The sequence below is a fragment of the Paenibacillus sp. W4I10 genome (genome assembly GCF_030816325.1).
GTDB classification, from domain to species: Bacteria; Bacillota; Bacilli; order Paenibacillales; family Paenibacillaceae; genus Paenibacillus; species Paenibacillus amylolyticus_B.
On record NZ_JAUSXX010000001.1, the window covers coordinates 2,993,871 to 3,016,524 of the forward strand.

21 protein-coding genes are annotated in these 22,654 nt (G+C 47.3%); 5 read left to right on the forward strand and 16 right to left on the reverse strand.

Annotated features, from left to right (window positions below; translation table 11 throughout):
- Window positions 1-31 precede the first annotated feature (31 nt).
- The 8 genes from QF049_RS13260 to QF049_RS31385 all read right to left on the reverse strand — a co-directional run bounded on the left by QF049_RS13260 (window position 32) and on the right by QF049_RS31385 (window position 6,397).
- Window positions 32-610 carry a TetR/AcrR family transcriptional regulator gene (locus tag QF049_RS13260; protein ID WP_124113935.1) on the reverse strand — a complete coding sequence of 193 codons (579 nt, stop codon included), beginning with the start codon at window positions 608-610 and terminating at the stop codon, window positions 32-34.
- 13 nt (window positions 611-623) lie between these two features.
- Entirely contained in the window at window positions 624-1,433 is an 810-nt protein-coding gene (locus QF049_RS13265; protein ID WP_307543238.1) for a DUF92 domain-containing protein, read from the reverse strand.
- A gap of 228 nt (window positions 1,434-1,661) precedes the next feature.
- Window positions 1,662-2,435, reverse strand: coding sequence for an ABC transporter permease (locus QF049_RS13270; RefSeq protein ID WP_307537965.1), 774 nt, complete (start codon window positions 2,433-2,435; stop codon window positions 1,662-1,664).
- Between the two features lie 17 nt (window positions 2,436-2,452).
- Complete coding sequence (locus tag QF049_RS13275; protein WP_307537967.1) at window positions 2,453-3,229, reverse strand: ABC transporter ATP-binding protein; 777 nt, start codon at window positions 3,227-3,229, stop codon at window positions 2,453-2,455.
- Between the two features lie 27 nt (window positions 3,230-3,256).
- Window positions 3,257-4,312 (reverse strand): ABC transporter substrate-binding protein, encoded by a 1,056-nt coding sequence (locus QF049_RS13280; RefSeq protein ID WP_307537969.1) that lies wholly within the window; start codon window positions 4,310-4,312, stop codon window positions 3,257-3,259.
- Between the two features lie 12 nt (window positions 4,313-4,324).
- Window positions 4,325-5,773 carry an aryl-sulfate sulfotransferase gene (locus tag QF049_RS13285; protein ID WP_307537971.1) on the reverse strand — a complete coding sequence of 483 codons (1,449 nt, stop codon included), beginning with the start codon at window positions 5,771-5,773 and terminating at the stop codon, window positions 4,325-4,327.
- A gap of 65 nt (window positions 5,774-5,838) precedes the next feature.
- Complete coding sequence (locus QF049_RS31380) at window positions 5,839-6,087, reverse strand: hypothetical protein (RefSeq protein ID WP_373428242.1); 249 nt, start codon at window positions 6,085-6,087, stop codon at window positions 5,839-5,841.
- Window positions 6,035-6,397 carry a MarR family winged helix-turn-helix transcriptional regulator gene (locus QF049_RS31385; protein ID WP_373428243.1) on the reverse strand — a complete coding sequence of 121 codons (363 nt, stop codon included), beginning with the start codon at window positions 6,395-6,397 and terminating at the stop codon, window positions 6,035-6,037. The genes QF049_RS31380 and QF049_RS31385 overlap by 53 nt, the downstream gene beginning before the upstream one ends.
- A gap of 388 nt (window positions 6,398-6,785) precedes the next feature.
- On the opposite strand from QF049_RS31385, the gene QF049_RS13295 reads away from it, so the two are divergent.
- Window positions 6,786-7,193 carry a hypothetical protein gene (locus QF049_RS13295; RefSeq protein WP_307537973.1) on the forward strand — a complete coding sequence of 136 codons (408 nt, stop codon included), beginning with the start codon at window positions 6,786-6,788 and terminating at the stop codon, window positions 7,191-7,193.
- 122 nt (window positions 7,194-7,315) lie between these two features.
- Here QF049_RS13295 and QF049_RS13300 read toward each other — a convergent pair whose 3' ends face one another.
- The 6 genes from QF049_RS13300 to hemE all read right to left on the reverse strand — a co-directional run bounded on the left by QF049_RS13300 (window position 7,316) and on the right by hemE (window position 13,797).
- The gene (locus QF049_RS13300) at window positions 7,316-7,948 is read right to left on the reverse strand and encodes a fumarylacetoacetate hydrolase family protein (protein ID WP_124113929.1); all 633 of its coding nucleotides are present in this window, start codon (window positions 7,946-7,948) and stop codon (window positions 7,316-7,318) included.
- A 46-nt stretch (window positions 7,949-7,994) separates the two neighbouring features.
- The gene (locus tag QF049_RS13305) at window positions 7,995-8,747 is read right to left on the reverse strand and encodes a glycerophosphodiester phosphodiesterase (protein WP_307537978.1); all 753 of its coding nucleotides are present in this window, start codon (window positions 8,745-8,747) and stop codon (window positions 7,995-7,997) included.
- Between the two features lie 24 nt (window positions 8,748-8,771).
- Complete coding sequence (locus tag QF049_RS13310) at window positions 8,772-10,184, reverse strand: CapA family protein (protein WP_307537981.1); 1,413 nt, start codon at window positions 10,182-10,184, stop codon at window positions 8,772-8,774.
- Window positions 10,185-10,365: 181 nt separating this feature from the next.
- Window positions 10,366-11,790: a protoporphyrinogen oxidase gene (gene hemY / locus QF049_RS13315; RefSeq protein ID WP_307537984.1), complete on the reverse strand. Its 1,425-nt coding sequence runs from the start codon at window positions 11,788-11,790 to the stop codon at window positions 10,366-10,368.
- Entirely contained in the window at window positions 11,790-12,740 is a 951-nt protein-coding gene (gene hemH, locus QF049_RS13320; protein WP_036609705.1) for a ferrochelatase, read from the reverse strand. The genes hemY and hemH overlap by 1 nt, the downstream gene beginning before the upstream one ends.
- Complete coding sequence (hemE, locus tag QF049_RS13325; RefSeq protein WP_133384225.1) at window positions 12,733-13,797, reverse strand: uroporphyrinogen decarboxylase; 1,065 nt, start codon at window positions 13,795-13,797, stop codon at window positions 12,733-12,735. Before hemE ends, hemH begins: the two co-directional genes overlap by 8 nt.
- Before the next feature lie 204 nt (window positions 13,798-14,001).
- Between hemE and QF049_RS13330 the strand changes: the two genes are divergently transcribed.
- Window positions 14,002-15,213 carry an MFS transporter gene (locus QF049_RS13330; RefSeq protein WP_036670103.1) on the forward strand — a complete coding sequence of 404 codons (1,212 nt, stop codon included), beginning with the start codon at window positions 14,002-14,004 and terminating at the stop codon, window positions 15,211-15,213.
- Between the two features lie 106 nt (window positions 15,214-15,319).
- On the opposite strand, the gene QF049_RS13335 is transcribed toward QF049_RS13330, so the two are convergent.
- On the reverse strand, window positions 15,320-16,522 hold the full coding sequence (locus tag QF049_RS13335; protein WP_307537988.1) for a cytochrome P450: 1,203 nt from the start codon (window positions 16,520-16,522) through the stop codon (window positions 15,320-15,322).
- Between the two features lie 485 nt (window positions 16,523-17,007).
- Between QF049_RS13335 and QF049_RS13340 the strand changes: the two genes are divergently transcribed.
- The gene (locus QF049_RS13340; protein ID WP_307537990.1) at window positions 17,008-18,219 is read left to right on the forward strand and encodes an asparaginase; all 1,212 of its coding nucleotides are present in this window, start codon (window positions 17,008-17,010) and stop codon (window positions 18,217-18,219) included.
- Between the two features lie 182 nt (window positions 18,220-18,401).
- On the opposite strand, the gene QF049_RS13345 is transcribed toward QF049_RS13340, so the two are convergent.
- A complete protein-coding gene (locus QF049_RS13345; protein WP_150364378.1) occupies window positions 18,402-19,034 on the reverse strand; it encodes an O-methyltransferase in 633 nt (210 codons plus the stop codon).
- Between the two features lie 239 nt (window positions 19,035-19,273).
- Between QF049_RS13345 and QF049_RS13350 the strand changes: the two genes are divergently transcribed.
- Both QF049_RS13350 and QF049_RS13355 read left to right on the forward strand, forming a co-directional pair.
- On the forward strand, window positions 19,274-20,428 hold the full coding sequence (locus tag QF049_RS13350) for a THUMP domain-containing class I SAM-dependent RNA methyltransferase (RefSeq protein ID WP_307543239.1): 1,155 nt from the start codon (window positions 19,274-19,276) through the stop codon (window positions 20,426-20,428).
- A gap of 215 nt (window positions 20,429-20,643) precedes the next feature.
- Window positions 20,644-22,644, forward strand: coding sequence for an LTA synthase family protein (locus QF049_RS13355; protein WP_307537994.1), 2,001 nt, complete (start codon window positions 20,644-20,646; stop codon window positions 22,642-22,644).
- Window positions 22,645-22,654 lie beyond the last annotated feature (10 nt).

The following is a 22,654-nucleotide window of genomic DNA, read 5'->3' on the forward strand; positions in this document are numbered from 1 at the left end:
ATTCAATATTACGTACATCCGCGCACTTACTTTAAACTTGTAAAAAGGAACGGCATCCATCCAGAAACAATGCTGCTGCAAAAGCAATTCGTTTGTTCAGATGTTCCTCATTAAACTCCGGATTCAACATAATATCCATCTTCAGCCGGTCCAGGATTCCAATGTAGGCTTCAGCAAGCAATACAGGCTCAGGTACACTTGCACTTTCCAATACCTCACAAACCATACTCATGTATTGATTCATGAATGCCTTCATGAATTTCATCAGGTCCGGATCATTATTGGGTGCCATAAAAAAGAGCTTGGTATGATTGCGGCGCTCATAATAATACGTAAGGTGAGTCTTGGCTATTGCTCCAAGTTTATCACCTGTGTTCTCATGCGAGTTCAAAGCATATTCCAGGCGGCTAATAAAGCTGTTACAGTCCCGCTTGGATACTGCGATAAATAATTGTTCCTTGCTTTTGAAATATAAATAAATGGTGCCTTTTGCGATGCCGGCTTCGTCTGCAATATCAGACATTTTTGTCTCATAAAAACCTTTCGAGCCAAAAATACCATAGGCCGCATCCAAAATAGCTTCCGATTTGTCTCCCTGTACAGTGTTCAAATGTTACTCCCTCCTACAACGCCAAAATGTTACCTAAACCAATCGCCACACATCCGCCGATCACTGAGCTAAGCACGTTCACCAGGTCGTTACTCATCCATGCCCAGCCACGAGCCCGAACCGTTGGATGCCCACAATGTTCATGTACCTCAACTTCACGGCCACACACAGTACAACGATACATCATCTGCACCGTTGCGCCCAGATAGGAATCGGCAAAAGCCCCTGCCAACCCGCCTACAAGACCGACAAAAGACCAACTAAGCAGACCAAGCCCTTCGATCCCGGCGATCCAGGAAAACAAGAATGCTCCCGCACCAATCAGAGCCCCGCCTACGGCTGCAGCCACGGTGCCAAGAAGTGAAACACCACCTGAAGCACCTGGCGTAAGTACCTTCCACGTGAGCACAGAGCGCGGCGGCTTACGACTGAGACTCCCAATTTCGGTTGCCCATGTATCCGATGTAACGGTAGCCATTACACCAATGAAAGCATATACCCATGCCGGATGTGGAAATATCCAGTATCCCAGACATAGGAACATGCCCATTCCACCATTAGCCATCACTTGCCCGGCATCCCGATTTCCTGACTTGGCATAGGATTTCTCCAGCTCCTGCTTCCGATCTTTACGAAACCTGGAGAGCAACGTTGAAGTAATGAAAAACAACAATAACGTGCCAAACCAGAACAGGTTACCCGCTCCGTAATATATCGTTCCCATCATGATGGCTGCCAGGCAGCCAGACAGGGTTAGCGACTTTTTCGCATAGGCAGCACCTGCCACCATAGAAGCGCATACGGCGCCAATAATCCAATCCATAATGTCTCCTGCATGCAGCGTATGTACAGCCCGCATGACGTTAATTGTATTTTTGAAATTCAATTATACCACGGTTTGATCCCAATGCCGAAACTCCTTACGCCAGCACACAAAAAACCTGTTTTGGCCTCGTGTAGAAGTGCCAAAACAGGTTATTGATCAAACGTTAAAACAAGATAACTTCCCTTTTCAAGTAACGTCTGTAATTCGGTGTTTCTAGGTTCTGTTTCAGACCCGCTTCGCTCCTCCAATGACTCCATATCGGTTGAGTACTCTGCGACCAAACCAGTTGAACAATCGATCCGTCAGGAATCCCATAAAACCCAGGGAAATCAGTCCGACAAAGATCCAATCTGTTCGGAAAAAGAGTCTGGAATTCCAGATTAAGTAACCCACTCCCTCATTCGAGGCAATCATCTCAGCACCGATTATGGCCATATACGAGGTTCCCATCGCCAGTCGCACACCCGTGAAGATATACGGGGTTGTCGCCGGAACAATCACATGCAGCAGAATCTGCCGTTCATTGGCTCCCATACTGCGGGCCGACCGGATTTTGTCTTCTTCAACGGAGAGTACACCTGTCAGTGTATTCAATACAACAATGAAGAAGGTTGCATACATAATGAGCGCGATCTTGGATTGCTCACCAATTCCGAACCACACCAGAAATAAGGTAATAAAGGCGATCGGCGGGATAAAACGTATAAAGTTAAGGAACGGTTCCGCGAACAGCCGGATGAGATGAACTTTGCCAATAATCAGCCCTACCGGAATAGCAATGATGCTTCCGAGTACCCAGCCCGCCAGTACACGAGTGAAGCTGATTCCGATATACTCCATCAGCGTACCGTCAGCTATCAGTTCGCGTGCTCCCAGGATCGTATCCCACGGACCAGGGATCACGTCGGGCCCATAGATAAGGGCACCAAGCTGCCAGATTAAGATGACCGTTACCCATAGAAGCGGGATAGACACCCATTTTTTCTCTAACCATTTCATCTTACATATCACCTCGGTTATTCTTCAAAGTGGCCTTGAATTCGGTCATACAGGGTGTTGAACTCAGACGAGGCGATGTTCCTAGGGTAAGGTAACGTGTTGTGGTAAATATCCGTTATATTCGAAGACGGACCTACGGACATAATGCCTATGCGCTCACCAAGCAATAACGCCTCCTGAATATCGTGGGTGACAAAGATAACGGTCTTATGAGTTTCTTTCCAGATATTCACCAGTTCCTTCTGCATCGTCCGCCGTGTCATCGCGTCCAGCGCACCGAATGGCTCATCCATCAACAAGATCGCTGAGTCATTCGCAAGTACACGGGCCAATTGAACCCGCTGCTTCATGCCCCCCGATAGTTCTTTTGGAAATTTCCCCTCATGAGCACTCAGTCCCACAAGCTGGATGTATCGATCAGAGATCTCACGTCGTTGTGTCTTAGGTACCTTGGACATTCGAAGTCCGAATTCAACATTTTCCCTCACAGTTAGCCATGGAAAGAGAGAAGAATCCGCCTGCTGGAATACCATTGCCCGATCCCTGCCCGGTCTGTCGATCTCCTTGTTGTCTACCTTGAGCTGTCCACCCGACTTGGAGATGAAACCCGCGATCATATTCAGCAGCGTTGACTTCCCGCACCCGCTGGGACCAAGCAGGACAAAGAACTCTCCTCCCTTGATAACCAGATCGACATCCTTAATGATATAATGCACATCCACATTGGTCGGGGCATGATACGTTTTCCGAAGCTGTTCAATATGAATGGTATGCTGAGTTGCAGGTAAGGACATAACGGACACCTCCCATTTCAATAAGAATTATTTACTATATGTCACTTTTTCCGGCAGAGCCTGCTGGAGAGAAGTCAGATTGAGTTTGGTGTCGAGATCAAAATCCTGTTCGATGATTCCAGTGTCCACCATATATTGCTTCTGACCCGCCAAACTATCATAAGCAGCCTGCGTAAATCCAACTTCCCATGGATTGATCGGAAGATCTTTCAACGTGGCATCTTTAGGCTGTTTGGTCTCTTGATACATCAGATCGGCAACCTCTTCAGGATGCGCTTGGGCATACGTGGATGCTTCATCCAGCGCCGCAAGGAAGTCACTTATCTTTTCAGGGTTTGCCTGGATGAATTCATTACTTGATACCAATCCCATACCAAGGCGTATAGGGGTCTGAGACATATCCGTCAGCTGATGGACTCCTTCGAGTGCATCGAATTTATCGGTTAACGCGGAACCTATAACCCAAGCGGCATCAAGGTCTCCCTGTTTCAGTGCGATGTAGGCTTCATCAAAAGCCCCCTGACCAATTTGCGTCACATCACTCAGCGCCACCCCCTGATCTTTCAAATATTCATCCCATAGATATGGAATAAATGTGCCTCGAATGAAACTCACTTTCTTGCCTTTCAAATCTGCTCCACTCTGAATATCATCCCTTGCATACAGCTTCCAGGCGGCTGCCGCTTCATCCGTAGTCTGGCCTGCAGAAGCGATGACTGAATATTCCCCTTTAGCCAGAGCATTCAATACAGGGAAGTCCGCTCCGTACGCAATATCTACCTGTTTGATAAATAGTGCATTTACACCTTCAGCCGGTGAGCCAAACGTGATACTCTCTGCATCTATGCCCCGGTTTTCAAAAAAACCTTTGGCAATGGCTACCCTGAACGTTGGGTTCGTACTTGTATCTGCAATTCGAATTTTTACATTATCGGTATTCTTGCCGGTAGCGTCTTTTGCTCCAGATCCTGCTGCGTTTGAACTACATCCGGATAATAGGAGTGCCGTAGCCAGGAATAATATCAATACGCCGGTAATTATGGATGGTTTTCTCACAATATACACCCCATTCGATCTAGTCATGATTCTTGAAGCTTAACCGCCTGACTTGCCTTCATCCGACGTTGCCACACAGGCTGCACCCTCCACAAATGGAAGAGTTGTCTCTACGCTCACGATGGATGCAGAACCTTTGGGTGCTGCTCCCGGGACCCTGTAGGTGGAGACATCAATGGCTTCGATGGCAACTTCCTGCGGCTTCTCCAACTGCGGAACCCACTGATAAGGAACTCGATACGAGCGATAGACCATATTGGTATTCCGCCCATCCGTGTACGGGGAGACATACTCCCAGACCAGCTCATGCTCCGCTGTGACTTCGAACAATCTGCCATTGGAACCTTCGGTTATCAGGGTGTTGCCGTTAGGTAAACGCTGGGCGGAACTGATGTATGGGCTATAAAATTTATAAGAATCCGTCGGAACCGAGAAACCTGCTTCTGCCGATGTATACTGCCAGACAATCTCCAGGGTGACCGGGTTAATCTCCAGTACACGGGAGTGATCCCGAATCGCATGTTTCAATCCAAATGGAGAAGCCGGATTTGGAAGGCCGTAACCTGCCCAGCCGCCATTGTCGAATACGAGCAAATTCCCTTCACCCGGTAGACCTTGGGGAATGATATGTGCATGATGCTGTCCGATAATTGTGCCAATGTGTTTCACTTCAGTTGAAGTATAGTCTGGTCCTAGTCTCCACACGATCTTTCCGCTCTGTCTGTCTGTAATGGCGATAATGTTGGCCTCTCTGGCATCCCAGATAATATTGTCGGGGTGGAACCGTTCGTCTCCTTCCTCATAGAAACGGTTGGGTCCGACATAAGAAGCAGAATTAATATGTAACCAGTCACCAACACCACCACCCAAATGACCGAAAGAGCGTGTATTCGGGTCACGGAACAGGACACTTCGAGCAGCTTCATCAAAACCTAATTCTTCAAAGTGTTCGTTAGGTAGCCACTCCCAAAGTACCTTCCCCTCCCAATCGACTTCGATAATGACATCATCAAGCAATGGCTTATCTGAAATTTGCGGGTTACTCACATTTTTGTGTGCCAGAATAAGGGTTTTACCACGCTTCGTCTTTGGCGCAAGGCCAGGTGCATAATAACCTACCGGATTTCCCTCACGCTGATAATCATGATGCTGGCGGGCATACCATAGTGGCTCATACCCCGGATCTTCGATGTGTTCGTAGTTATTGTATTTCCATACAATGTTGCCGTCCCAATCCACCTGAACCAGATCGACATTATCCTGAATACCGAACTTCGGATCTCTCCGACCCGTGCTGCCCAGCACGTAGCCACCAGGTAATATTTTGGCCGGAAAACCTAATAATCCTTTCCACAGGTGAACCTCCTTACCATTCATATCGATCAATACTACGCCTTCCTCACCTGCCTGATAAACGGTATAACCGCCCCAAGCCTTATCCGGATTGTATAACGTCGCTCCAGTTGGATATATTGTTGAGTGTCCCATTGATCATCTCTCCCCTAGAATGTTTGTGGTATATCAAATGTCGTTACTGTGACCCAACCTCAACCTCAATAACTGAGATAGTTACTCTTCCCGGTATTGTCCCGCTGCTTCTGCTCAAGGTTACTTGTGGAGGACCGATCATGTTCTTGTATCCCGTTGTTCTCCGCCAATTCCAGCACCGTGTCCGAGAATCCCTCCAGATTCGCTACTACCCGCTCGTAGAATCGACTTTGTTGCTCCAGTTCCTCACTCGTAAAACCCTCAAACAGAAGCGTGATACATCGGGCACCGATATTGCTGTTTCTCGCATACATCTCCCGCCCGCTGGATGTGATGTCCCAGCAAAACCGTCCGGCGGTCATCTTCCTTTCGTCTGCGGATGGTGAGTCCCTTTTTCTCCAACTTATCGGTCAGAGCTGTAATGGCACCCGATGTAAAATCCAATTGTTCTGCCAGATCTCCAAGCCGCTGTTCTCCCTCACGAATGATTTTGTGCAGGATAAGCATGCCTGGCAGGCTGATACCTTCTACAGAGATACGATCCCGCTCTTTGACGAATCGTCTGACCATTTTGCGAAATAACCAATCCGTCCGCTCCAACGCTTCCCAGTCCCTATCACTCATTTCATAACCTCCTTGATCGTTTGAAGCTTCAACAGCGAACAAAAAAAGGCCCCCGAGGACATTCCTTAGAGGAGTAGTCCCGGGAGCCTTTGGTGGTCCAATCAGCTCAATGCAGTTTTCAGTTCAAATTATTTCACTGTTCATTTAATGAGTATTAAAATAATTGAGATCATCATATAACCAACTAACCCAACCTGTCAAGTGTGAATTATGTTAGTGATCTTTTCTTTTTGCAACCATTCTCCGCTAGGTTGAAATTACTTATCCTGTTTTAAGTTTCACTTCAGGTTTCCCGTTTACACTATTCTCAGATCAAAACACCTACAAATACATCAACGACAAGTTACGATTCAGTTCGTACTCAACTACAGAAATGAGGATTATCCATATGAATATGAAAAGAGTCATTATTATAGGCACAATGATTGTCACCATGTCCTTCGCTGGAACAGCCTGGGGCCAATCCGCCATCTCTCCCATACCTACTGCTAAATGGTCCATCGTTGACTTGGATACTCGTGAGGGAAACAGCGACGAGCTGCTCAGCGCTCTGAATCAGGCTTCAGAAGCGGATCTGTATCAGGAGCTGTACAACGGCAAATCACTGAGGACGATTACGGAAGAAAACAACGGGAATTTGGATGAGGTCATTGCTATACAAATAAGACAGCTCAGAGAGCAGTTGGATGAACGGCTCGCAAGTGGAAGTATCAGTGCGGAGCAACATGCTGCACAACAAGCCGAACTGGAAGAGTTGGTCACACAGAGCGCAAATACAGCATACAGCTTGGCGTAAATTAGTAGCGTATCCGTACGATGAAGGTATAAACATATATCCACGATAACACAGCAAAAAGGAGCGTATTCACGCCCCTTTCTTGTAACCTATTCATCTCAAGCAGGTATGATGTGTAATCCTTATTGCGCTGCCCCAATCGTGCAGGCACCCAAGGATTCGCCGTCCCATGCCAGTTCGAGCACATCTCCTGCTTGTGTTGGTCCAACGCCTTCCGGTGTTCCTGTAAAAATGACATCGCCCGGCCCTAGGCCGTAATGGTGACCTACATAATCCACAATATCCTGTAAACTGAAGATCATGTTACGAATGTTACCACGCTGGACTTCCTCACCATTTTTGGTCAATGTAAAGTCTTTCTCCAGTAATGCTGCCGCACCCGGAAATGCCTTAAATGCAGTAACCGGAGCGGAATTTCTGAACCCTTTAGCCGCTGTCCACGGGTGGCCCTTTTTCTTAATCACGGTCTGTACGTCACGTAACGTAAAATCAATACCAAACGCATACGCATCCGCCAGCTCATCTACCGCCATACCTGGCTCATAACTCCGGCCGATTTGCACGACCAACTCAGCTTCATAGTGAACTTCACCCTTGGTAGCAGGCAATTCAAGGGTTTCACCATTCAGGGGCACGACTGCATGGGAAGGTTTCATAAAGATCATTGGCTCATCCGGAACCGCGTTACCCAATTCTTCCGCATGAAGTTTATAATTGCGTCCTACACAGTATACATTGCGAATGTTAGTCAACATGGGTATATTACCACCTTTATCGGATTCATTAGTGCATATAGGAAAGTTAGGGTCTGAAAAATCGGCTGCTCGTCTCCTGAAATGCCAACTCCCATACGTCAGGACGGTTCGTACATAACATGAGTTCTGGATCAACTGCCGCCAGTTTCTTCATAATGGTCTTGTCATCCACTGTCCAAGCCATCACCCGAATGCCTGCACTCCGCATCTCGTTCATTAAGGATTTGTCTACATTGGTGTATCCAATCGAGAGGAATGTACAATTCATCTGCCGCAGGGCGGTTAACAGATCACCTGGTCGTGCATCGATAATCAGCCCCGTCTGGATCTCCGGTGCAAGTTTCTTCACTTCGATCAGAGCGGCTGGTTCAAATGAGGTGATCACAACATCATTTTGCATATGTCTTTTTCTCACTTCATGTATAACAGCCGCAGGCAGACCCGGGTACATGTCTCCCTGTGTTTTCAATTCAATGTTCAAACGCACTCTGCCACACGAGCGATCTAACAATTCACTTAGCGCCGGAATCCGTTCGCCTTTGTAAGACTTGTTTTTCCATGCTCCGGCATCCAGACGTTGCAGATCAGCCCAATTGGTTTCCCGAACCAGACCCTTCCCATTCGTCGTGCGATCCACTGTAAAATCATGAATAACCACTGGCACACCATCACGCGACAACTGCACATCCAACTCCATCCACTGAACTTCAGGCCGCTCCATGGCCATCAGGAATGCAGCCATCGTATTCTCTGGTGCAATAGAAGAAAATCCACGGTGTGCTACACAAAGGTTGTTCATTCGATTCCCTCCTCAAAAAGGTTTTTAATTAGGTGAAGCGACTCCATTCCCATCATATCGAATACCCGGGGAGAGCTTTGCCATCTGTTCCAACAGCAGTTTGTTCGCCTCATCAATCATTGGAATGGCCTGACCTAACCCGGCCTCATAAGGGATAACTTTCATGCTGCAAGCTGCATCTTGACTACAGCGAGCCTGAAATACCGCCGTTTTCCACGTCTCTTCGGTTGTGGATCTGGAGAAAATGAAATTTCCCGTACTGTATGCAATCCACTTCCCCTTATAGTACTCCAACCCTTGCAACACATGAGGATGACCACCTATGACCAGATCAGCGCCAGCATCTACAAACTCATGAGCCAATCGGGTCTGGTCACTATTCGGGGTACTTACACGTTCCTCTCCCCAATGTGCAACCACGATCACCAGATCAGCCTTCTTACGGGCCTCCTGGATCGCTGTTACTGCTCCTGTGGAATCATAGGCTTCAGCCACGCCAGCCCGATTGCCTTCCGCCTTCCAACTCGTTTCCGGTACCACTCGGGAGAATCCAAGCAATGCAATCTTCATACCTTTGCGTTCCAGATATGCTGGTGCATAGGCCTCATCCCTGTTCATACCTGCCCCGGTGTGAGCTATGCCATATTCCTTAAGATAAGTTAACGTATCCACCAAGCCCTCTACGCCCTGATCCAGAATATGATTGTTAGCCAAGTTGACAGCATCAAAACCCGCAGAGGCCATTGCCGCCAATGCTTTGGGCGAGGATTTGTATACATAGGTTTTGTCGACTGCACCAGTTCCACCCAGGGTTATCGGTGTCTCCAAGTTGCCGATGGTAAGATCATCATCCTTGAATAATCTGCCGAGTTTGGCAAAGGGATAGTCATAACCGTTCTTATCCAGCAACTCAGCAACTTTGCCCGAAAATTGAATATCACCCACAAAGTTAATCGTGACATCCTTCGCTGAATTGGAAGGTTTCGACGTCCCTGATTCCTGATCCACACCTGCATTTCCCTTGGTGCCGGACGGTGTCGAATCTGCCGCAGGTTTTTTCGTTCCGGATTCTGCTTTCCCACTATTGGTATTGCCTGAAGTGTCAGGTGTCGCTACTCCAGATGTCTTATCTGCATCCGCTGTTGTCTCTTCATCCGTAGCTTCGGGTTCTTCTTCCGAAGTCTCATCGGATTCCAAGTCTGGAGAACTTACTTGATCCCCACCTTTGGCATCGTCTCCAATGGAAGGCTTATCCTGATCAACTATTTCTTGTTTCACTGGCTGGTCTGCCTGTTGCTGACGTGTATTAATGACATAAAAAATGCCCACCAGACCAATTGCCATGATCAATACAATATTAACTGTCCAGATGATTGTATTGCGCGTGCGTTTGCCTTTTTTCTTCTTTACACTTCGCTCTGATCTTGGGGGATACATAAGCAACTCCTCTTCTTCTTCACAGCCATACCATTATATCAGGCATATTCTGGATTTCCATCATTCCTTGGAACTGTATCGATTGAAAGGGTATTAACTCGGTTAGCTTCCAGATCTTCATATAAAAAAAGCCATCTCTCCAGTAGATAATTCTACGTTTGAGACAGCTCTCTTGCTGTACTTAATCTGCTGCAAGCTCTTGTGTAGCCTGAACAGACATTTCCTTCGCTTGTCTGATGCAATCAGGCAAGCCTACACCCTCATAACCTGCACCTGCAATGTATACACCCGGTAATTTGCTGCCAAGCTCCTCACGGAGGGCGGCAATATGTTGGAGGTGTCCCACCGGATACTGTGGCATGGATTTACGAAGCCTTGTAATCTCGGAGAAAATCGGCACTGCTTCAATTCCCATCGTCTCTCTCAGATCCTTGAGAACTAGATTCGTCAGCGCTTCATCCGGAAGCTCTACGTTCTGTTCGTCACCGGAGCGACCAACATAACAGCGGAGCAGTACTTTATCATCCGGGCTGGTATGCAGCCATTTCGTCGATGTCCACGTGCAAGCCGTAATATTCCGACCCTCTTTCCGCGGAACGAGGAAACCCGACCCGTCGAATACATGCTCCACCTCTTTTTTCTCAAAAGCGAGCACTACATTGGCTACAGACACATAGTTAATCGCATCCAGAGCTGCTGTATCGACGTGAGGCTTCAACAGCTCCGACGCGACATATGTCGGCACAGTAACCACTACATCATCCGCCTCAAGCTGTTCACCATTCTCCAGCTCAACATGGTATCTGGTCTCCGCTCCACCAAGTCGTTGCAGCGATTTGACCGCGGTGTTCAGACGTTGATCCACATCCTGCAACTCATGGACGAGTGCATGAACAAGGCTCTGAAGTCCCTGGCGAAAGTTCAGAAAAGCGCTCCGTTTTGTTCCGGTATGCGTCTCAGCCGGTTTGCGACCCGTCATCATGCCCCGGATCAAGCTGCCGTAATCGCGCTCTACTTCTCCGAACTGCGGGAAGGTAGCCTGGAGGCTCAATCGCCGCATATCACCTGCATAGATTCCCGCGAGCAGTGGTTCCGTCAAGTTCTCCAGCACTTCTGCTCCAAGACGGCGTTCAATCATATAACCGAGCGATTCATCCTCTGTTGTACGACGCGGCGGGATGACAAAATCCATCAACGCCCGCAGTTTGCCTGCCGGAGAGACCAGACCACTTCTCAAGAATGGTCTTAGTTCTGTCGGAATACCGAGAACAAGTCCTGCTGGCATAGGATGAAGCTTGCCACGCTGCATGATATACGTTTTCTTCGACTCCGGATTCTGACTGACCAGTTCATGATCGATCTCCAATTCTTTAGCGAGGTCAATCATTGCTGTTTTGCGAGCCAGGAAAGAATCCGGCCCTTTTTCAATCACAAATCCATCCCGGTGCAGTGTCTCAATCATGCCTCCCATGGACGAGCTTTTCTCGACCAAAGTAATCACGGGTTCAACGCCCGCTTCCCGGTAATGCTTGCGGATATAAAATGCCGCGCTGAGGCCGGTAAGGCCACCGCCGACAACAACAACACGGCGTTTCTTATCACCCATTACTCATCCGACCCTTGCTGCCATTGGCTTATAATAACGTCGCTTAACGTCTCCATGTATAGAGGATCGCTATTGAGAGAATCAATACGCATCAGGCGCATGTCGATCTCTTTGGCAATCGATTTGGCCTCAATATCGAGATCATAGAGCACTTCGAGATGATCCGAGACAAACCCGATTGGTGCCACAAGCACATCCTCTACCTGTTCACGAGAAAGCTCCTGTAACGTATCCAGAATATCCGGTCCGAGCCAAGGCTCAGCTGTTCGTCCGGCACTCTGCCACGTAAATTGCCAATTGGTTATTCCTACACGTGAGGCAATCACTTCCGAAGTTTCCAGCAATTGTTGCGGGTATGGATCACCCATCTCCACAATACGTGCCGGCAGACTGTGCGCACTAAACAACACCTTCACATCTCCGCGTTTTGCTCCAGCTTCTTCGAACGCATCCAACTTGGCACTGACACGTGTGGACAACGCCTGAATTAACTTCGGATGCAGATGATAACTCTCAATAAAGGACATATGAACGCCCAGCTCTTCTGCTTTTTCACGCGCACGTTTGATATAACTGCCTACACTCATCGTGGAAAAATGAGGAGCCAGTACAATACCAATCGCTGTCTGAATTCCATCCTTGGCCATCTGCTCCACGCCATCCTCAATAAACGGATAGGCATGCTTCAGTCCTTGATAACAACGGAATTCCACATCAGTGCCACGCTCATCGCGGTTTAATGTCTCTTGAAGGGCCTTGACCTGATTGTCTGTGTTCTCCCGAAGGGGGAAAACACCGCCAACAATCGCTTCATAACGATCCGTCAGTTCCTTCAATTGCTCCGGTTCAGGCGGACGTCCTCTGCGGATATGTGTGTAATACGCTTCAACACTCTCCATATTTTCGGGTGTGCCATACGACATCACCAGTACACCTACAGTATTAGTCATTGGTTACCGTCACCCCAGTCTTCATTGCTTCGGCAGAATATTCATGAATATACGCCGTTAGTTCTCTGAGCTTCTCTAGCGATGCTTCAGGAAATAATCCGTGTCCCAGGTTGAAAATATAACCCGGCTCCTTGATTCCTTCGTCAATAATCACTTTGGCTTGCTCCTTGATCAGTTCCATCGGCGCAGTCAGCACATATGGGTCCAGGTTACCCTGTACTGCAAATTTGCCGCCAAGACGTTGACGCCCTTCCGAAATGGATACTCTCCAGTCCAGTCCAATCACATCGGCTTGCAGATTATGCAGTGCTGGCAACAACTCACCGGATGCAACACCAGGGAAATAAATCTTCGGTACATTCAAATCCGATAATTCGGTAAAGATACGGGTAATCGTAGGCAACACATATGTTCTGAAGTCTTTGGGAGAAAGTGCTCCAACCCAGCTGTCAAACAACTGGAATGCCTTACCGCCATTTGCAATATGCGCACGGACATATGTAATAACCATATCACCAAGCTTCTGCATCAGCTTATGCCACACCTCAGGCTCGCTGTACATCATCGTTTTGGTGCGGATATAACCTTTCGAAGGTCGGCCTTCAATCAGATAACTTGCAATCGTGAATGGTGCGCCCGCAAACGTAATCAAAGGCACGTCAAGCTCCTTATCCAGAATTCGAATGGTTTCCAGAATATGTGACAGATCTCCTTCTACGTCGATGGGACGGAGCCGATCCACATCTGCAGCGGACCGAATAGGATTATCGATAACTGGACCAATATTTTTTACAATGTCAAAATCAATGCCCAGAGAGGCAACCGGATTCATAATATCGGAATACAAAATAGCCGCATCTACACCAAGTTTGCGTACCGGCATGAGTGTAACTTCAGCCGCCAGCTCGGGTTGTTTGCAGATTTCTAACAAGGAGTACTTTTCTTTAATTTTGCGATATTCAGGATCGTAACGCCCAGCTTGACGCATGTACCACACCGGGACACGGTCTACCTGTTGTTTGAAACTTGCCCGAATCAGTCGATCATTATAGCTCATGTAAGAAGCCTCCAATAGTTTTTGGACTCATAATTACCATTATGCCCTTTTTAAACAGCCGTAACAACCACATGCAGATGCGTTCTACGTGACAATACTATGACATTCCTTACACCCATCCCTCATATGCCAATTATGTTATAATGAAAGAATGGTGTTTTTTTGAGAATTACAGAAATATCTTTGAAAGGAAGTGAAAGCACTTTGAAAACATGGAAAGTAAACCTCATTGTGCTTTGGTTCGGACAATTTTTGGTCAATTCGGGCATGACCATGATTACCCCATTTTTGTCTCTGTATCTCGCAAGAGATCTGGGCGTTGTTGGCGAACATGAAATTGGCATATGGGCGGGATTTATTTTTGCAGCCAATTTCCTCACCTCATTTTTGTTCCAACCGCTCTGGGGCAAGTTATCAGATAAGTATGGCCGAAAAGTAATGCTGCTGCGTTCGGGATTCGGGATGGCCATCGTAATTGCCCTTATGGGTCTGGCACAGAATCCTTGGCAGCTTCTCTTATTGCGTTTGCTTAACGGTACCATCTCCGGTTTCAATCCAGCGGCTGTTGCGCTGATATCGGGTACCACTCCCAAAGACCGCATGGGTTTTGCCATGGGAATCAGTCAGTCCGGGCAGGTTGCCGGCACAATTCTGGGGCCGCTCATTGGTGGCTTGTTAGCGGATGCGGTAGGCTTCCGCCCCATTTTCTATATTACAGGTGGACTGATCTTTGTTGCTTCCATGCTCGCCATGTTCCTGGTGAGAGAGAAGTTTGACCGTCAAGAAGCAGCCAAACTGCCGGCACAATCCGTATTGTCCGGTCTGAAGGAATTGAACAAGTCACCTCAACTGCCCGCACTGTTTGCTGTGACCTTTCTGTTGCAGTTTGCAATGATTAGCCCCATGTCACTCTTGCCGCTGTATGTGCAAAAATTGCATGCTTCGGATGTAAACGTGGCCTTCTGGGCGGGACTTGTCGGTGCAGTTACGGGACTATCCAATATGGCTATGTCTCCGATTCTCGGGAAGCTGAGTGACCGGATTGGTCCTCACAAGGTACTTACGTTCTCCCTCATAGGAACAGGACTCATGCTTATTCCGCAGGCATTTGTTCAGACCGTGTGGCAGCTCATTCTTGTTCGTTTCATGATGGGTGTGTTCATGGGTGGCCTGCTTCCGAGCGTTAATGCCCTGATCCGTTCCTATACATCCGATAGCATGATCAGCCGTGCATTCAGTTTTAATACGAGTACTCTGGCGCTGGGCAACATGCTTGGAGCGATCATTGGAGGATTTATGGCAGGATTCATCGGGATCGAAGGTCTGTTTATCGTATCTGGCGGACTGCTGCTGCTTAATATGGTTTGGGTCCGATTCAAATTGTATAACAAACCTGCTTCCATTCGGGAATCCTGATTCCCTATCCATTTCTTAATTAGTCCATCTTACTTTTTCATTTGTAAAAGCCGCTTCCAGCGCCTAATTGGCCTGAGAGCGGCTTTTGTCATTCATGCGCCATTCATCATTTATTTATTAGATTGAATTGTATCGGATAATGTTTCACACCAAATACAAAAGCACTTTGTATCGGTTCCAGAGCCGTTCCCGGCACAAGTTGAATGTTTCCCATGTGCTGAAGCAATGTATGAAGAACTACCCTTGCCTCCAATCGAGCGAGTGGTGCACCCAGACAAAAATGAATGCCAAAACCAAAGCCCATATGCCTGTTCGGCTTGCGATCAGAGATGAAATCTTCCGGGTTTTCAAATTGGGCACTGTCCCGATTGGCTGCTCCAACCCAGGAAATCACCTGCTCTCCAGCTTGAATCGTCTGACCATTCAACTCTACAGTTTCCTTGGCGACCCGCCCTATCGCGACAATTGGCGGATAATATCTCAGCGTCTCTTCAATCGCAGAAGTAATCCGTTCAGGATGTTCGCGCAACTCCTGTTGTAGCTCGGGTTGTTCAGACAGAATACGAACCGCATTGGTAATTAAGTTGGTTGTTGTTTCATTACCGGCAGCAAGTAAGAGAATACAGAAGCCTACCACTTCATCTGAAGTCAATTTCTGACCATCAATCTCCGCAGCAAGCAGTAATGAGATCAGATCATCCTTTGGCTGCAACCGACGTTCTTCCATAATGCCAGTGAAATAGATATGCAACTCCTGCATATTTCTTTTTTTCTCCTCCAATAACTCCTGGAAGACCTGCTCACTATCGTCACGTGCGCCTTTCACCAATACATCAGACCAGTCTTTGAACTTTTGACGATCCGCCGCAGGGACTCCGATCAATTCCGCAATGACAATGACGGGCAATGGGGTTGCAACGTCATCAATAAGTTCCATATGTCCTTCTGACAGGTGTGGAGCAATTAACTCATCTGTGATCTCCTGAATACGCGGAGCCAATGCTTCAATTGCCTTGGGTGTAAACGCCTGATTCACCAGATCACGCAGCTGTTTGTGTTTGGGAGGGTCTGTCGTCAACATGCTCGTATTGGCACGATCACGTGCAGAAGAGAACAGTTTGGGATTTTTCAGAACGTACTTCACATCTTCATACCCGAAAACATCCCAACATTCTCGATGCTCATCATATCGGACTGGAGTGTTATCACGAAGTTCTGCATACACCTTGAAGGGAGATAACCTCTCTTCCAAAGTCTCCAGTTCCCGAATCGGAATGTAATTTGCATACTTTCTCGGTGCCTGTTTCATCGTTTCTCCTCCAATCAATATTATATATTTATTTACATATGTTGATCACCCTATTATAAACATAACTCTATAACGAAACCACTCTTTAGACCGTAATTGATCCCCATTACCTAATATGCGTTACTATCATCCTCTTATTCTGTTACCTACTTCTGATATGAGTCCCAATTCGACATTCTTTTATTAAAATTCTTCATTTTATCAGGACAAAAGACTCAATATGTAATATTAACTAACACAATTAAGGCATATTGCTCTTCAAAACAACTAAAATCAACTCTTATATATCTCTATCAGAATGAATATTCTTTCGTAATTCCTCATAAATAATCAATTTACTCTCATTATCTATGAATGTAACCGATTACTCTACCATTATCTATGTTTGTCATATTACTTAACATAAAATACAATCAATTTGAAATGGTATACATATTCTTCTTAACAAACTTAACATCACACTTACTTGAAGGAGAGTGCTATTCATGAGTAAAACATCCAATCTTCGTCCCTGGGCCGTATGGAGTACCGCAGCTTTAACAGCATTAACCATCTCGTTGTCCCCCATTGGAACCTACGCCGCGCACGCAGCTACGGTAGAGGTGAAAGGCACAACAGGTGCTGTTCAGACAGTAACCACTACCCCAGCTCGCAATACTTCCATCCCCGCAATACCAGACTCTTCCAAGCAATCTGCACTACCTAATGTATTGGTAATCGGAACTGGCGGAACGATTGCCGGACAATCCGAGGATGCCACCAGCTTCCAGAATTACAAGGCAGGCACACTTCCGATTGGAGAGATGGTAGACGCCTTACCGGATAAACAGAAGATTGCTGATGTTAGCACGCTCCAATTCGGAAACTCAGGTTCAGGTTCCTATAGCATGGCCGACCTCTATGACTTGTCGCAGACGGTAGACAAAGCTCTGGCAATGTACGACAGTGTTGTCGTTACCACGGGTACAGATACAATGGAAGAAATCGCTTATTTCCTCGATATGACTGTTCAGAGTGACAAACCGGTCGTCATCACAGGCTCCATGCGTCCATGGACCGTCATCGGCTCTGACGCTCAAGCCAATCTGTACAACGCCATCAAGCTTGCAGGTAGTGGTCGTACCACTTCATTTGGCACAGTACTCATGTTGAATGACACAATCCAGCTTGCTCGTGGTGTAACCAAGACAAATGATTATCGGACAGATACGTTTGAAACGCCGATGCTCGGCGCTGTAGGATATATTGATGAAGAGAACATTCGAATCTACCGTGCTCCTGCACGTGCCTTGAAACCTGAAGGCACAGCAAAGCCCGTATTTGATCTAAGTAAAATCACAAAGGCAGATCTGGCCAAAGTAGAAATTGCGATCTCATATCAAGAAGCTGGCGGCGGAGCCATTGAAGGATTTGTGAGCAGCGGTGCCAAAGGAATCGTGACTTCCGGTACCGGAGCTGGCGGTATCTCCAGAGCTATGGGACAAGCTCGTACCAAAGCCATTGAAGAAGGTGTCATCTTTGTGACCACCACTCGGACGGGTTCGGGAAGTGTATACGGCGGTGGCAAAGGTATCATTGCAGGCGACAACCTCAGTCCACAACAAGCTCGTGTATTATTGATGCTGGGCTTGTCCTTCAGTGATGATTTTGACACCATCAAAAAATGGTTCGAAACGTACGGAACACCTGAAGTATAAAAAAGAACTACTACAACGATATCTGTAAACACAAAGAAAGAGACGACACATTTTCTGTCATTCAAAATGTAGTCATCTCTTTCTTTGTGTGTTTTTAGAAAACTCCGCACAGAATCACGATCCCCCTCACAAACATAAAAGGTGAGATCGTGTTCCGTCAGAGTTTTATCATTAGGGGTTCTTCACTTCACCCAGGCAAGTACCAGCCCATCGTAGTCCGGCAACATCGTCGTCACCAGACGCGGGTCACTTGCCATCTGTTCATTGAAGCGACGAACAGCAAGCACGGCCGGGCCCTGCTTGTCCGGATTCAGTGTACGACCTCGCAGGAAACAATTATCGCCTACAATAACAGCACCTGGCCGGGCCAGCTTAATGGCATAGTCAAGATATACCGGATAATTCTCCTTATCTGCGTCAATAAAGAAGAAATCGAATGTGCGGCCTTCCTGCTCCAATTGCTTCAGGCTGTCTGCCGCCGGGCCAATGCGGTACTCCACCTTTTCACCAAAACCGCCTTCTTCCAGATGACCACGCGCCATTGCCGCATATTCCTCTTTTAGTTCCAGCGAAGTCAGGGTTCCACTCTCACGTAAACCGCGTGCGATGCAAATCCCACTGTAACCGCCCAGCACGCCGATTTCGAGCGCAGCTTCTGCTTTGGATGTCTTGGCTAGAAACGTGAGCAGTCGTCCATACGCCGCAGCAACCGAAACTTCCGGCATACCGTTCGAACGGATAGCCTCTTTCACTTTTAGCAAAAGCTCATCCTCTTGAAATAATTGATTTACATATTCATCAGGGGTCAGATTCACCACTAAAATCCTCCTTGGACACTTGGACTGCTTTCCATATGGATGCCAATGTTCTATAATAAATGTTTGTTATCAACACAGGCGGTTGACTAGTGCATCACCTTGAGAGAGGAATGCATACGTTCACCGCATTTCTCATTGTAAGTTTTTTCACGGAAAGCGGCAAGGCCGCACCGTTACTATACAGCAGAGAGAAGGATTTCCCTTCTCCAGCTTGAAATGGAGTTGAAATGAATCACATGGCTCAATTGCAATTGATTGCAACCTCGGCGATGGGACTCGAGGCTGTTGTTGCCCGGGAACTGAAACAACTGGGGTATGAAGATGTTACGATCGACAATGGACGGGTTTTCTTTACAGGAGATTATATTGATATTTGCCGTTGTAATCTGTGGCTGAGAAGTTCGGATCGTGTATTGGTGAAAATGGGTGAATTCCCTGCCACGACTTTCGACGAATTGTTTGAAGGCACCAAAGCACTGCCTTGGGAAGAGTGGATTCCAGCCGACGGCGAATTCCCTGTAGAGGGTCGTTCTCAAAAATCCCAGTTAAGCAGTGTGCCTGCATCACAAGGAATCGTGAAAAAAGCAATCGTAGAGAAACTGAAGCTGACTTATGACACGGAATGGTTCCCAGAGGATGGGTCTCGTTATGTAATTGAGGTCATTCTGTTGAACGATCGCGCCCTGCTTACTTTAGATACAACGGGACCAGGTCTTCATAAACGGGGTTATCGTAAACTCGTTACCGAAGCGCCACTCAAAGAAACACTTGCTGCCGCTCTTATTCAACTCAGTCGCTGGAATGTATCCCGTCCATTCTATGACCCATGCTGTGGATCAGGCACAATGCTGATCGAAGCCGCTATGATCGGCTGGAACATTGCACCAGGACTTCGTCGGACCTTCAACTCAGAGGACTGGGCTGTTATTCCTGAAGAATTGTGGGAACAGGCGCGCGAAGAAGCATTCGATGCTGTACGTGACGATGTCCCGTTACAAATTTCAGGCAGCGATATTGATCCTGAAGCGATTGAAGTAGCTCAGGCTGCAATCAAGAGTGCCGGCTTCGCCAAAGATATTGAAGTCAGCGTCCTGCCCGCGCATCGCGCAAGACCACAGGGTGAATATGGTGTCATCATTACCAATCCCCCATATGGTGAACGTTTGAGTGAAGAAAAAGAAGTTCAGAAGTTGCTCCGCTCATTAGGGCGCAGTTACCTCGACATGCCAACATGGTCCTTTTTTGCAATCACGTCGACCAAAGCTTTCGAGGAGTATTTCGGTCATAAGGCAGACAAACGTCGCAAGTTGTTCAACGGACGAATTGAAACCCAATACTATCAGTATTTGGGCCCACTGCCCCCACGAAATAAAGCACCACAATCTTCATAATTATTTCGAATCTAAAGTGCTCCTGCCATTCATGGCCGGGGCGTTTTTTTTCGTGCGCTTTTCTGGTCATATGAATTCACCAACTTCGGCCTTCGCTTCTGCAGAAATCAATTCTCCCTGAGGCATAGTTGAAAACACATGAGGCCACGCTATAATGGATGGAGCCCTATTTTACATTCCGATAACAAAACAACAAAAGCAAGGGGGACATACATATGGTTGTCACTCGGCCAACGCGCAGCTCCATGCCACGCGGGCTTCTAAATCATCCATTAACGTTATATCTTATTTTTCTTGTGCTCATGCTGCTCAAACTCATGTGGCTCCATCACAATCTTCACGCTTATAACATTACGATGGGACTGCTGGATAAAGTCATTGCCATTGGATCTTTACTACTCTTGTCCTTCTGGACCTGGTTGCTGCCACGTAGAGGCATGATCGTGTCTCTCGCGAACCTTAACCTGCTGCTTACCGCACTAATCTACGCCGATATGGTGTATTATCGCTATTTCCAGGATTTCTTGACCATTCCGGTATTGTTGCAGGCGAGACAAGTTGACGCATTGGGTGACAGCATCGCTACATTGATTTACACAAGTGATCTCTGGTTCTTTGCCGATTGGCTTGTCGTCATTCCGTTCGCAGCTATCGTAATGTTCAGTAGACGTTACCGTTCGAAGCACTCCAGTACATCTGTTACTGGTTACGGGAGTTATTCGTATAACGATGGCAAGGCACGGTTGCGCCGCCGTCTCACGGCTGGCAGCATCGCCCTTGTGCTGGGACTTGGCCTCGCTGTCGGCCCGATTTATTTTTACAGCAAAACATGGGCCAAAGGCCTGTTCGATAACAACTGGTGGAATGTATCCATGTATAATGTGACCGGACTGCTCGCTTTTCACGGTTATGATCTGTACAACTATGCCAAAGACCACATCGGCTCCGGGCCGCAGGCTGATCCCGCTGATGTTGAGCAAGCAAAAGCGTTCTTCGCTGAAAGGCAAGAAACTGCCCCACAGAATGATGCCTTGTTTGGCAAATATAAAGACAGCAATGTCATCATTGTTCAGGGTGAGGCTTTTATGAACTTCATGATCGGCCAGAGCATTGGCGGTCAGGAGATCACACCCCATTTTAATGAACTGATGAAAGAAAGTCAGTATTATAGTCACTTTTACCACCAGACCGGTCAGGGCAGAACGTCTGATGCCGATTTTGGAGCAAACATTTCCCTACATCCACTTCCGGTTGGATCAGCCTTTGTACGATATGCAGACCATACGTATGATTCCCTTCCTTCCATTCTGAAGGATAACGGTTATAGCACCAATGTATTTCACGCTTATGAGAGTGGATTCTGGAATCGGTATACGATGTATCAGAACATGAAGTACGACAAGTTTTATAGTAAAAATGATTTTGCACAGGATGACCCGCTTGGCTGGTCCCTGTCTGACGAATCCTTTTTCCGCCAATCCATTGAGAAAATGGGTAGTGAGGTGACCGAACCGTTCTATTCCTTCCTCATTACACTCAGCAGTCACCACCCATACGCCCTGCCTAAAGAGAAACAGCAACTGGATGTAGGCGAGTTCCAGGGGAGCATGTTCGGTAACTATCTGCAATCCGTTCATTACGTGGATTCGGCGCTCGGCAAGATGGTGGAGGATCTGAAAAATCGGGGATTATGGGAAAATACCATCTTTATGTTCTACGGAGACCACGACAACTCGATCAAGGAACAATCACAATACGAACAGTTCCTGGGACGTTCGCTGAACGAACTGGATATGGCACAGATCATGAACGAGGTTCCCCTGCTCGTGCATTTACCGGACGGAGCAGCTGCCGGAACCATCGACGAACCTTCGGGGCAACTGGACATCACGCCATCCGTATTGCATCTGCTCGGCGTGTCCCACCAGTCCTATTATCATATGGGTAACGACGTATATGACAGGTCTGCACGTACGGTTGTGCTGCGTAATGGCGCATTCTCGGATGGTTCTGTATTCTACATTCCATCGGATGACTATATCTATGAGAATGGCGCTTGTTATGACCTGTCCACACGTGACAAAACAGATATCAATGCTTGCCGCCCCGGTCATGATGAAGCAGCCAAGCGATTACACGTCTCGGACACGGTCATTACCTATGATTTGATTCAGCGCTTTCGAGAGGAAGACGGTTCAACAGCAACATCGCAATGAGCAATATCGT

Bases quoted from the DNA above. Each gene is read 5' to 3' on its own strand.
- QF049_RS13270 (WP_307537965.1), bottom strand. From the start codon at position 2,435: ATGAAATGGTTAGAGAAAAAATGGGTGTCTATCCCGCTTCTATGGGTA.
- QF049_RS13275 (WP_307537967.1), bottom strand. From the start codon at position 3,229: ATGTCCTTACCTGCAACTCAGCATACCATTCATATTGAACAGCTTCGG.
- QF049_RS13300 (WP_124113929.1), bottom strand. From the start codon at position 7,948: ATGTTGACTAACATTCGCAATGTATACTGTGTAGGACGCAATTATAAA.
- QF049_RS13350 (WP_307543239.1), top strand. From the start codon at position 19,274: ATGGCTCAATTGCAATTGATTGCAACCTCGGCGATGGGACTCGAGGCT.
- hemY (WP_307537984.1), bottom strand. From the start codon at position 11,790: ATGGGTGATAAGAAACGCCGTGTTGTTGTTGTCGGCGGTGGCCTTACC.
- QF049_RS13265 (WP_307543238.1), bottom strand. From the start codon at position 1,433: ATGGATTGGATTATTGGCGCCGTATGCGCTTCTATGGTGGCAGGTGCT.
- QF049_RS13355 (WP_307537994.1), top strand. From the start codon at position 20,644: ATGGTTGTCACTCGGCCAACGCGCAGCTCCATGCCACGCGGGCTTCTA.
- QF049_RS13340 (WP_307537990.1), top strand. From the start codon at position 17,008: ATGAGTAAAACATCCAATCTTCGTCCCTGGGCCGTATGGAGTACCGCA.
- QF049_RS13280 (WP_307537969.1), bottom strand. From the start codon at position 4,312: ATGACTAGATCGAATGGGGTGTATATTGTGAGAAAACCATCCATAATT.
- QF049_RS13305 (WP_307537978.1), bottom strand. From the start codon at position 8,747: ATGAACAACCTTTGTGTAGCACACCGTGGATTTTCTTCTATTGCACCA.
- QF049_RS13335 (WP_307537988.1), bottom strand. From the start codon at position 16,522: ATGAAACAGGCACCGAGAAAGTATGCAAATTACATTCCGATTCGGGAA.
- hemE (WP_133384225.1), bottom strand. From the start codon at position 13,797: ATGAGCTATAATGATCGACTGATTCGGGCAAGTTTCAAACAACAGGTA.
- hemH (WP_036609705.1), bottom strand. From the start codon at position 12,740: ATGACTAATACTGTAGGTGTACTGGTGATGTCGTATGGCACACCCGAA.
- QF049_RS31385 (WP_373428243.1), bottom strand. From the start codon at position 6,397: ATGAGTGATAGGGACTGGGAAGCGTTGGAGCGGACGGATTGGTTATTT.
- QF049_RS13310 (WP_307537981.1), bottom strand. From the start codon at position 10,184: ATGTATCCCCCAAGATCAGAGCGAAGTGTAAAGAAGAAAAAAGGCAAA.
- QF049_RS31380 (WP_373428242.1), bottom strand. From the start codon at position 6,087: ATGTATGCGAGAAACAGCAATATCGGTGCCCGATGTATCACGCTTCTG.
- QF049_RS13285 (WP_307537971.1), bottom strand. From the start codon at position 5,773: ATGGGACACTCAACAATATATCCAACTGGAGCGACGTTATACAATCCG.
- QF049_RS13295 (WP_307537973.1), top strand. From the start codon at position 6,786: ATGAATATGAAAAGAGTCATTATTATAGGCACAATGATTGTCACCATG.